This is a genomic window from Trebonia sp. (assembly GCF_049794275.1).
Lineage (GTDB): Bacteria > Actinomycetota > Actinomycetes > Streptosporangiales > Streptosporangiaceae > Trebonia.
In genome coordinates, this window is sequence record NZ_JBARCR010000029.1 from 1 (window position 1) to 10,231 (window position 10,231).

Annotated in this window: 10 protein-coding genes; 3 read left to right on the forward strand and 7 right to left on the reverse strand. The window is 69.5% G+C overall.

Features of this window, described 5'->3' with window-relative positions; all coding sequences use genetic code 11:
- Positions 1 to 388: 388 nt before the first annotated feature.
- Positions 389 to 1,231 (forward strand): DUF1275 family protein, encoded by an 843-nt coding sequence (locus WA805_RS00700; protein WP_425241403.1) that lies wholly within the window; start codon positions 389 to 391, stop codon positions 1,229 to 1,231.
- Between the two features lie 181 nt (positions 1,232 to 1,412).
- On the opposite strand, the gene WA805_RS00705 is transcribed toward WA805_RS00700, so the two are convergent.
- Genes WA805_RS00705 through WA805_RS00730 form a run of 6 tightly spaced genes read right to left on the reverse strand, consistent with a single transcriptional unit; the run spans position 1,413 to position 6,420 of the window.
- Complete coding sequence (locus WA805_RS00705) at positions 1,413 to 2,534, reverse strand: 5-methyltetrahydropteroyltriglutamate--homocysteine S-methyltransferase (RefSeq protein WP_425241404.1); 1,122 nt, start codon at positions 2,532 to 2,534, stop codon at positions 1,413 to 1,415.
- 2 nt (positions 2,535 to 2,536) lie between these two features.
- On the reverse strand, positions 2,537 to 3,409 hold the full coding sequence (locus WA805_RS00710) for an SDR family NAD(P)-dependent oxidoreductase (protein WP_422284215.1): 873 nt from the start codon (positions 3,407 to 3,409) through the stop codon (positions 2,537 to 2,539).
- Positions 3,406 to 3,660, reverse strand: a complete 255-nt coding sequence (locus tag WA805_RS00715) for a hypothetical protein (RefSeq protein ID WP_422274176.1) — start codon at positions 3,658 to 3,660, stop codon at positions 3,406 to 3,408. Before WA805_RS00715 ends, WA805_RS00710 begins: the two co-directional genes overlap by 4 nt.
- Positions 3,657 to 4,733: a hypothetical protein gene (locus tag WA805_RS00720; RefSeq protein ID WP_422284216.1), complete on the reverse strand. Its 1,077-nt coding sequence runs from the start codon at positions 4,731 to 4,733 to the stop codon at positions 3,657 to 3,659. The genes WA805_RS00715 and WA805_RS00720 overlap by 4 nt, the downstream gene beginning before the upstream one ends.
- A complete protein-coding gene (locus WA805_RS00725) occupies positions 4,726 to 5,277 on the reverse strand; it encodes a UGSC family (seleno)protein (RefSeq protein ID WP_422274180.1) in 552 nt (183 codons plus the stop codon). Before WA805_RS00725 ends, WA805_RS00720 begins: the two co-directional genes overlap by 8 nt.
- 42 nt (positions 5,278 to 5,319) lie before the next feature.
- Complete coding sequence (locus tag WA805_RS00730; protein WP_425241405.1) at positions 5,320 to 6,420, reverse strand: NDMA-dependent alcohol dehydrogenase; 1,101 nt, start codon at positions 6,418 to 6,420, stop codon at positions 5,320 to 5,322.
- 266 nt (positions 6,421 to 6,686) lie between these two features.
- On the opposite strand from WA805_RS00730, the gene WA805_RS00735 reads away from it, so the two are divergent.
- Positions 6,687 to 7,778 carry a zinc-dependent alcohol dehydrogenase gene (locus WA805_RS00735; RefSeq protein WP_422284221.1) on the forward strand — a complete coding sequence of 364 codons (1,092 nt, stop codon included), beginning with the start codon at positions 6,687 to 6,689 and terminating at the stop codon, positions 7,776 to 7,778.
- A gap of 27 nt (positions 7,779 to 7,805) precedes the next feature.
- Positions 7,806 to 9,815, forward strand: a complete 2,010-nt coding sequence (locus WA805_RS00740; RefSeq protein WP_424564332.1) for an amidohydrolase family protein — start codon at positions 7,806 to 7,808, stop codon at positions 9,813 to 9,815.
- Between the two features lie 144 nt (positions 9,816 to 9,959).
- Here WA805_RS00740 and WA805_RS00745 read toward each other — a convergent pair.
- Positions 9,960 to 10,231 (reverse strand): hypothetical protein (locus tag WA805_RS00745; RefSeq protein WP_425241406.1); only part of this gene is annotated, 272 nt, incomplete at its 5' end.

Genomic DNA, 10,231 nt, shown 5'->3' on the forward strand with positions numbered 1-10,231 from the left:
CCAGCGATGCAGGCGGTCCGCACTGACAGAAGCCGATATCCCACGGCATTCACCTACTCGTGATTATTTGTACGCCGGCATGTGACAAATGCTGAGTCGAGCGTCTGAAGATTTGTCTTGGATACTCTCACTCGCTCGGTGTGCCTGCAAGGAGGAACATTCCAGGTCTCCCGGTTCGCGTGAGCGGTTGTATCCGTCCACGTCCGGCCGTGCGTTGCCCTTGTGGGTTGCCACAAAGCTCCTTTACACGCCGTTTACGTGGTTGGCGACAGCGTAGTGATTAGCGGTGGGGATCGGCGTGATCATGGACATCTGTCAACCTGCTGAGATGGCCGGAGGGCCGCCCGCAGGTCTGGCGTGTATGACACGTTAGACGCGGGAGGTCACGATGACCAGCACCAGCGACAGCACCCCAGCCCAGGCAGGGCCCCCGGCGCCCCGGGCGCCCGGATTCCCGCGCTCCCTCGTCGCCCACCCCGCATACGGGCCGCTCCCGGCCCTGCTGCTGATCCTGACCGTCGTCACCGGTGTCGTGGACTCAATCTCGATCCTGGCGCTCGGCCGGGTCTTCGTCGCGAACATGACGGGGAACGTGGTGTTCGCCGGCTTCGCGATCGTGGGCGCCCCCGGCTTCTCGCTCGGCGCATCGCTCTTCGCCCTGGCCGGCTTCCTCGTCGGCGCCGCCGCCGGGGGCGCCGTGATCACCCGCGTCGGCAGCGACCGCGCCGCCCTGCTGCGCGCCGGCACGGCGGCCGAGGTCGCCTTGGCCGCCGTTGCCCTTGTGCTCGCGGCACTATCCGGCGATCCTGGCGTCTCCCACGGCACCACGCACATCATCGGCGGCGCCTTTGGCCTCGCCATCACCGATGCGCTGGCCGCCGTGCTCGCGGCCGCCATGGGCATCCAGAACGCGGTCGCCCGCAAGCTGGCCGTCCCCGACCTGACCACCACGGTCCTCACGATGACCCTCACTGGCATCGGCGCCGACCTCCGCGCCGTCCTGCGGGCCGGCGACACCCACGCCACGGCCAAGTCCGACCTGGTCCGCCGCCTGCTGGCCATCGGCACAATGCTGGCCGGCGCCCTGGCGGGCGCCAGCCTGACGCTCTACGTGAGCCCGGTATCGGCCCTGGCGCTGGCGCTGTCCCTGCTGGCGGTGACCGCCGCGGCCGCCATGGCCGTGGCCACCCGCCCGGCCCCGTGGCGCACCCCGTCAGCGCGGCCCAAGTAAGCGTCCCCGCGCGCCCGCTTCTTGCTGTTATCAGCGTGATGAAATTGTTGTACCGACGTCTAGCCGCTTCTTGCTGTTATCAGTGGTGCACCACCAAGGTCAATGGGGTCGATGGGCCATCGACCACCAAAGAGAGGGGACGATGGGCCATCGACCACCTTCGGGTTGGCAGTGGCCTTGCTTAACCCCAGACGTCTTGGGCTACGTCGACGATGAGGCTGAGCTTCGCCTTCTCGTCGTCCAGTGTCAGCGCGTTGCCCTCCGCCGTCGAGGCGAAGCCGCACTGGCCGGACAGGCAGAGCTGGTCGAGCGGCACGTATTTCGCCGCTTCGTCGATGCGGCGCTTGAGGTCGTCCGCGGATTCGCGCTCCGGGCGCTTCGTGGTGACCAGGCCCAGCACCACTTGCTTGCCAGGCGGCACGAAACGCAGCGGCTCGAACCCGCCGGACCGCTCATCGTCGAATTCGAGGAAGAAGCCGTCCACGTCGAGCTCGTTGAACAGCGCCTCGGCCACGAAGTCGTAGCCGCCGGACGCCACCCACGAGGACTGGAAGTTGCCGCGGCACAGGTGCGTGGTGATCGCCATGTCGGCGGGCCGCCCGGCCACCGCCGCGTTGGTCAGGCTGATGTACTGGAGATGGATGCGCTCGGCGTCCTCGCCGCGCGCGGCGATGTACTCGCGCTGCGACGGGTCGTTCACGTAGGCCAGCGACGTGTCGTCGAGCTGGAGGTACCGGCAGCCCTGGGCGGCCAGCCGCTGGACCTCAGCGTTGTAGGCGGCGCCCAGGTCGGACCAGAACGACTCGACGTCGGGGTAGATGTCCTCGGTGACGACGGCCCTGATGCCCGACCGGTAATGCACCATCGACGGCGCCGGAATGGTCAGCTTGGGGACCGAGTCTCCTGCGATCGACTGGAGGAACGCGAAGTCCTCGCCGAAGATCGTCTTGTCCACCGACAGCGGCCGCGTCACCTGGATCGCGTCCGGCGTGAAGGTGATGTCCCCTTCCTCGTTGTGGAAGGTGGACAGCAGCGTGCCCGGCGCCCGGTCGATCCCCCCGATCTGGTAGATGAAGTCCATGTGCCAGGTCGCGCGCCGGAACTCCCCGTCCGTCACCGACCTCAGCCCCACCAGCTGCTGCAGCGCGACGGCGTCCCTGATGGCCTCGTCCTCGACCGCGCGCAGCTCCTCGGCGGTGATGCGCCCAGCCGCCCGGTCCGCCCGCGCGGCGTGCAGCTCCGCGGGGCGCAGCAGGCTCCCGACGTGATCGGCACGGAACGGCGGCGTGGTCCTCGGCGCCATGGTCATCCCCTCCCCGCGTGATTCTCCGCCCCCGGCGGCTTCTTCGCGAACATAGACCCGGACCCGCCGCCGTCAAGCACCAGGGTCTGGCCGGTCATGTAGCCCGCGCCGTCCGAGGCGAGGTAGGCGACCGCGGCCGCGATGTCCTCCGGGTACCCGGACCGGCCGACCGCGAGCCTCGACCCGCGGCGCTTGATCTCCGCGTCCACGTTGACGTTCGGGTCGAGGGACAGCATCGCGCGCGACGTCGCCACCATGCCGGGAGCGATCGCGTTGACCGTGATCCCCCACGGGGCCACGTCCGCGGACAGCGCCCTGGTGAATCCGAGGATGCCTGCCTTGGACGCGGAGTACGCGGTGGACATGGCCGCCGCGACCTGCCCGGCCTGCGACGAGATGTTGATGATCCGGCCCCAGCGCTGCGCCCGCATGTGCGGCACTGCGAACCGCGACATCAGGAATGTGCCCCGCAGGTTCACCGCGATCTGCCGGTCGAACGCCTCGATCGGCACGTCCTCGATGTCCTGCCTGTCCAGGCCTTGCGGCGCCCCCGCGACGTTGACGAGGATGTCGAGCCGTCCCCGCCAGGCGGCCGCCGTATCGACCATGCGCTGGGCGTCCTCGGCCACCGAGATATCGCCGAGCTGCGACATCGCCGTGCCGCCGAGACCGGTGATCTCCTCCACCAGGGAATCGACCCCGCCCCAGGACTCATCGGCGCCGCCGACGACCTCCTGGCGGCGGTTCAGCACCCCGGTCGGCTGCTTGTCGGTGACCACCACGGCGACGCCGGACGCGGCGAGCGTGTTCGCGATGGCGCGCCCCATCCCGTCCCGCTTGCCGCAGCCGGTGATCAGCGCGACCCGCGTGGTCAATGTGCCCCAGCCGAGCCTGAGTAGCCCGGCAGGTCGACCGGGTAGGCGATGTCGATCATGCCGCCGTCGATGCCGAGCTGCTGGGACAGGATGCCGCGCATCAGGTCCTTGGGCACCAGGCAGTCCTCGCAGGCGTCCGGGCCGGCGGTGATCGTGACCGCGAGGCGGGAATCCAGCTCCTCGATCGCCAGGTGATACCCGTCGGCCTCGAGCGTCGAGGCGAGAGCAGCGGTACGTTCCGAATAATTCATTTCTTCTCCACTACCGGCACTGCTGTACCGGACCATTCACCGAAAATCCGCACCACCATGGAAATGGCGGCGTTTTTCGCTCCGGCGACGATGACCGGGATCTGCCGGGGGCCGGACAGGATCGCGTGGAACGCGTCGTCGCCCTCGAACGGGCCGTGGAACGTCTTGGTCGCGACGCTCTCCTTGCCCATCAGCCGGAACTCACGGCCGGTGCGGCCGGAGCGCTCGATGAGCCAGTTCTGCACGTCGGCCTTGGACATGCCCGCCGCGGCGAACATCTGCGCGTGCTCGGGGCAGAGCACGAGCGCGACGGAGGTCTGCGGGAAGATCAGCGAGCCGATCCGGCCGATCGTGTCCTGGAGGTCACGCAGCACGTCCTCGTGGTCGGGGGTGTGCCTGTTGTCGACGAACTCCATGGTGCGGGTGAGCGTGGCGGACACGGCCGAGACGCCGCCACCCGCGCCGCCATTCTCGGCGAACGGCTCCCAGGGGGATTCTTCCTCGTTCTCCGCGACGCAGATCGACCACCGGCCGGGCACGCCCTGGGTGGCCTGCTCCAGCACGTGCGGGTGGATGCCGAACGCGTTGCGGACGATGAGGCCGACCGCGCGCGGGATCGTCATGTTCGGCCGGAACCCGGGCCCGAACGCGCCGCCGGCGGTGTTGAACCCGAGTTCCTTCCTGATGGGGCCGTTGACCACGATCAGCGGCGCAGGCCCGCTGGTGGACTGGAAGCCGCCGCCGCGCGCGGCGCGCTCGCGCATCAGCGCGTCGAACGCCGCCAGGACGACGGGGAAGTACTCCGGCTTGCAGCCGGCCATGGCGGCGTTGATCGCGGCGGTGCGGACGTCGACGTCCCGGCCGACCTGCTCAAGGGAGCCGATGATCTCGTCCGGCTCCTTGTCCGTGGTGGCCAGGAAGCGGTCGAGCAGCGGCCTGGACACCGGGACCAGCGGCAGGCCGTCGGACCAGCCCTGGTCGTAGCAGTACTCGATCGCGCGCTGCGCTTCGTCGGGGTCGGGCGCCTCCGGCGCCCCCAGAGCCCCGGAACCCTCAGGCGCCTCGTCAGTCATTCTTGCCCGATGAGTCGGTGAGCAGGGCGACCACGTCGTCGAGCACCTGCGCCGCGCGCTCCTTGACCTTGTCTTCGGTCAGCACGGCGACCGGGTGCGCCGTCGTGGCGTACTTGTAGCCAGGCGCGCCGCGCAACGCGGCCATCGCGTCGGCGGTGGGGATGAACGACTCGGTGATGATCGCGGCCACCGGCACGCCGGCCGTCTCGAGCACGACGCCGTCGGCAGCGGCGGCCGCGCTGCACGAGCCGCAGTCGCCCACGCCGGTGATGACGACGTCGCTATCGGCCACCAGTTCCTTGATGACCTCGTCCGGCTCGGGCACCGCGAAGTTGACCTTCGTCCGCTCGGTGAGCGTGACGTCGTACTTCTCCGTCAGCAGCCGGCCGACCTCCTCGAGGAAGGGACGCGCGTTCTGCTTGGTGTTGATGAGCAGTCCTACCCGGGCGCCGTTGAGGCTGGCCGGGCGGCGGGCCCGCGGGGCGGCCGCCGTGGCGGCCTTGCTGTTGACGGACCCGGTCGGGTCGAGGATCGCGTTTGGCATGGGGCTTCGACCTTTCCTTGCCTAACTACCGTGGCTCATTATCTAGTGCTGGTGGACGACAACGCCACGGATGTTCTTGCCATCCATAAGGTCCTGATACCCCTCATTAATTTCGTCGAGCGTATAGGTCCTGGTAATGAGCTCGTTGAGTTTGATGTGGCCCTCGTGCCAGAGGCTGAGGATCATCGGGATGTCGTACAGCGGGTTGGCGCCGCCGAACAGCGAGCCCTGTATCTTCCTGTGATACCCGATCAGGATGCCGCCGGGCAGCACCATCTCGTAGTACCCGACGCCGGTGATCACGATCGTGCCCGCCTTGCCCGTCATGTCCACGGCGGCCTTGACCACGTCGTTGTCCATCTCGCCCACGGTGCAGATCACCGTGTCGGCGAGCTGGCCGCGGGTCAGGTCGATGAGCACGTCCTTCGCCTTGACCGGGTCGCCGAACGCGTGCGTCGCGCCGAACTGCAGCGCCTGCTGCTGCTTCCACTCGCTCGGGTCGATGGCGAACACGTGCTTAGCGCCGGCCCACGCGGCGCCCTGCACTGCGTTCATGCCGACGCCGCCGGTGCCGAAGACCACCACGACGTCACCGACCCGCACGTCGCCGGCGTACACCGCCGAGCAGAACCCGGTGGTCACGCCGCAGCTCACCAGCGCCGCAAGCTCCATAGGGACATAGTCCTCGATCTTCACGCAGGACCACTCCGACAGCACCGAGTACTCGGCGAACGAGCCGACCACGCACATGCCGCCGAAGTCCTCGCCGTTCTGGTGGAACCGGAACGTCTCGTCCTGCAGGCAGCCGACGCCGGCCCACTTGCCGGCGTCGCACAGGTTCTGCTTGCCGGTGGAGCAATAGCGGCACTTGCCGCAGACCGGGATGTAGGAGCAAGAGACCCGGTCGCCCACCTTCACCCTGGTGACACCGGGGCCGGTCTCCATCACAACGCCAGCGCCCTCATGCCCGCCGACCAGCGGCAGCCGCGCCATGCCACGCGAGCGGATGTGCTCGTCGGAGTGGCACAGGCCGGCCGCCTCCATCTGGATCAGCACCTCGTTCGCCTTGGGCGGGTCCAGCTCGAGCTCGGTGATCTCCCACGGCGTCCCCGCCTTGCGCAGCACCGCAGCCCTGGTCTTCATGTGGCGCCTCCGGATGGGAGCGATCGTTAGCGACCGTAACTGTTTGCAGCCGGAAATTTTGTGTCCGTGCTCATGACGAAGCCCCGCACGGCTGTCGTGACATTAGATTTCATATCACGCGCTTCTCGTCGCGCCAAGTGTCATATATCGTGATCGGCGGGACAGGGGAAGCGGTTATGACCAGCGCCGGAATCCCCTGGCCCGCCGCTGTCGCCAGACCCAACGACAGACCGAACGCGGCCAGAAAGGTACGTCCCTTGGCTGACATGGTTCGCGCCGTGGTGCAGACCGGCCCCCGGCAGATGGAGATGCGCGAGTACCCCCGCCCGGTGCTCGGCGGCGACACCGGCGCCCTGCTGCGGGTGGAGGCCTGCGGCATCTGCGGCAGTGACGTCGAGCAGTACAAGGGCGCCATGGGCACCCGCGGGCTGCCGATGATCCCCGGCCACGAGCCGCTCGGCATCATCGAGGAGATCACCGATGAGACCGCCGCCCGCTGGGGCGTGCAGGCCGGCGACCGCGTCGCGGTGGAGATCCTGATCCCTTGCCGGTCCTGCGCCCGGTGCCTGGCGGGCAACTACATGAACTGCCGCAACAGGATCGGCAGCCACGGCGGCGGCAACCCGCCGGAGCGCCAGGGCCGGCTGACCGGCGGCTACGCCGAGTACATCGACCTGCACCCGAACTCGATCGTGCACCCGATGCGCGGCGACATTCCCGCCGAGATCGCCGTCATGTACAACCCCCTCGGCGCCGGCGTGCGCTGGGCGCTGGAGTACGGCGGCGTGCACCTCGGCACGAACGTGCTCGTCATGGGCGCCGGCCAGCGCGGCCTCGCCGCCATCCTCGCCTCCCGGTATGCCGGCGCGGGCACGATCATCGCCACCGGCCTGACCCGTGATGCGAACAAGCTTGAGCTGGCGAAGGAGTTCGGCGCGGACTACACGATCAACGTGGAGGAAGAGAACACCGTCGAGCGGGTCCGCGAGCTGACCGGCGGCGACGGCGTCGACGTGGTGCTCGACGTCACCCCGATGGCCCAGCAGCCGATCAGGGACGCGATCGAAGCGGTCCGCTGGGGCGGCACGATCGTGCTAGCGGGACTGAAGGGCCACAAGCCGATCGAGCTGGTCACCGACATGCTCATCAACAAGGCGCTGACCGTGAAGGGCGCGTTCTCCGTCGACGCGGCCGGCTACGAGAACGCGATCAAGCTGATCGAGTCCGGCAAGTTCCCGCTGCACAAGATGCAGACGCACAAGTACGGCCTGGACGACGTCGAGCACGCGATCAAGCTGCTGGCCGGCGAGGTGCCCGGCGAAGAGGGCATCCACGTCGCGGTCATGCCCGGCCGATAACCCCAGCCGGTAACAGGGAGAAATCTCATGCCGATCATCGACTCGCACGCGCACATCTTCCCGCCCGACTTCGGCCCGGCGCCCGCCGGGTGCGACCCGGCCGGCTGGCCGTCGACCGAGCCGAACCCGGACGTTGACGGCGGCAAGTTCCTCATCAACGGCCTGATGCGGTTCCCCGCCAAGGCGGTCTGGTTCGACGCGGAGCGGCGCCTGGAGGCGTCGGCGGCCAGCGGGCTCGACGCGGAGGTACTCTCGCCGTTCCCCGCGCTGCTGAACTACCGGGCCCCCGCCGAAGTCGGCCGGGAGCTGTGCCGGGTCACCAACGAGTACATCGCGGGCCTGGTCGCCGCCTTCCCCACCCGGTTCTACGGCCTCGGCACGGTGCCGCTGCAGGACCCGGACATGGCGGCGGCCGAGCTGACCGAGGTTGTGAAGACCGGCCTGGCCGGCGTCGAGATCGCCTCCAACATCAACGGGAAGTCGCTGCACGAGCCCCAGTTCGACGGGTTCTGGGCCGAGGTTGACCGGATCGGCGCGGCCGTCTTCGTGCACGGCATGCCGGTGCCGTCCGAGCGGCTGCCCGGTGCCGCGGTCGCGACGTTCGGCGTCGGCGCGGAGGCCACGCTCGGCGCGGCGGCGATCATCACCGGCGGGGTGGCGGAGAAGTACCCGGGCCTGCGGATCTCGTTCAGCCACGCCGCCGGGGGGCTCCCGCTGGTGCTGACTCGCGCCCAGTGGTTCTGGGGCCGCACCTGGAACGAGGAGCCGCCGCTGCCCGAGTCCGAACGTCCCGAGGCCAAGCCCTGGTTCGCCGAGCACTCCCCGACCGAGCTGGCCCGCCGCTTCTACTACGACTCGCTGGTCTTCGACCGGCGCGCGATCAGGTACCTCGCCGACATGCTCGGTACCGACCGGCTGCTGGTCGGCTCCGACTTCCCGGCGATGACCCGGGAGGAGCCGATTGCCAAGACCCTGCGCTCGATGGGACTTTCGGACGCCGAGCTACAGGACATCCTGTGGCATAACTGCTTCCGATTCCTCGGCGTCGAACCCCCGAAGTTATCCTCGTTCAGTGAGCTTCCAGTGACCAGCGCATCCGTGTACCTCAGCGATTTCGAGGACGACGTACCCCAGCCGTGGACGGCGCCGGGCCCGGTCGCGCAGCGGCCGCCCCGGCTGCTGCTCACGCTGCTCGGCGACTACTGGTGGCAGCGGACGGAGCCGCTGCCGTCGGCCGTGATCGTCGCGCTGCTCGCCGAGTTCGGCGTCAGCGACTCGGCGGCCCGGGCCGCGCTGTCCCGGCTGACCCGCAACGGGCTCCTGGTGACGTCGCGGACCGGGCGGCGGACGTTCGTCCGGCTGAGCTCACGCGCCGCCGACGTGCTCGACGACGGCGCGCGGCGCATCTTCTCCTTCGGGGGCAGCGCCGCGCCGTGGGACGGGCAGTGGTCGCTTGTCGCGTTCTCCATCCCCGAGGACCACCGGGCGGTCCGTGACGAGCTGCGCAAGGCGCTGCGGTGGCTCGGCTTCGCGCCGCTGTACGACGGCATGTGGGTCGCGCCGCGGGACCACGCCAGCGACGTGATGGCGAGGCTGAAGGAGCTGGGGATCAGCACCGCGACCGCCTTCCGTGCCTCCGCGGTGCCCTCCGGCGGTGAGGCGTCGGAGATCCCCGCCCGCGCCTGGGACCTGGCCGGGCTGAGCAAGCGGTACGAGGAGTTCATCGCGTTCGCCAGCCTGCTGCGGGACCAGACCGAGGCCGGCGAGATCACCCCGATGGACGCCCTGGTCGCCCGCACCCGGGTGATGGACGAGTGGCGCGCGTTCCCCGCCATGGACCCTGACCTGCCCGACGAGCTGTTGCCGCCGGCCTGGCCGCGCGCCGCGGCCCGTGAGCTGTTCATCGCCTGCTACGACCTGCTCGGCCCGCTGGCGGCCCGCCGCGTCCGGCAGATCATCGACCGCTACAGCCCCGACCTGGCCTGCCGCGCCGCCTACCACAGCACGAAGCTGACGGTCTCCGCCGCTGAGGGTTAACAGCTTTATCCCGAACGGGCCCGTAATGACTCCGCGGCTCCACCGCTTCTTGCTGTTATCAGCCTGCGAGGGTCGCCCACGTATGGGAGCAGACCATCACGGGTTGGCGGGGCGCTGGCGCCCGCGCACTGGTTGCGCCGTCCGCTAGACGGGCGGTGAGACGCCTGCCGCGGCGGGGATCAGCGAGCCGTCCGGGGCGAAGAGCGGGGGGTCGAGGAGCGTCACCGACACCTGTGCCGAGTCGGGCCGGTCGGGCAGGCGGCAGGTGAACGACGCGTCGCCGGCGCGCAGGTCGGCCTCCCAGCCGGCCCCGCTCGGCCGCGCGGCCTCGACTGTCCCGGTGACAACGAGCCCGCGGGACGGATCCGCGCCAGGCATCACCCGGTCCGGGTGCACCCCCGCGACCACACCCGCGC

Coding starts and splice junctions, on each gene's coding strand:
- WA805_RS00740 (WP_424564332.1), top strand. CDS start 7,806: ATGCCGATCATCGACTCGCACGCGCACATCTTCCCGCCCGACTTCGGC.
- WA805_RS00715 (WP_422274176.1), bottom strand. CDS start 3,660: ATGAATTATTCGGAACGTACCGCTGCTCTCGCCTCGACGCTCGAGGCC.
- WA805_RS00705 (WP_425241404.1), bottom strand. CDS start 2,534: ATGGCGCCGAGGACCACGCCGCCGTTCCGTGCCGATCACGTCGGGAGC.
- WA805_RS00720 (WP_422284216.1), bottom strand. CDS start 4,733: ATGACTGACGAGGCGCCTGAGGGTTCCGGGGCTCTGGGGGCGCCGGAG.
- WA805_RS00735 (WP_422284221.1), top strand. CDS start 6,687: ATGGTTCGCGCCGTGGTGCAGACCGGCCCCCGGCAGATGGAGATGCGC.
- WA805_RS00700 (WP_425241403.1), top strand. CDS start 389: ATGACCAGCACCAGCGACAGCACCCCAGCCCAGGCAGGGCCCCCGGCG.
- WA805_RS00725 (WP_422274180.1), bottom strand. CDS start 5,277: ATGCCAAACGCGATCCTCGACCCGACCGGGTCCGTCAACAGCAAGGCC.
- WA805_RS00730 (WP_425241405.1), bottom strand. CDS start 6,420: ATGAAGACCAGGGCTGCGGTGCTGCGCAAGGCGGGGACGCCGTGGGAG.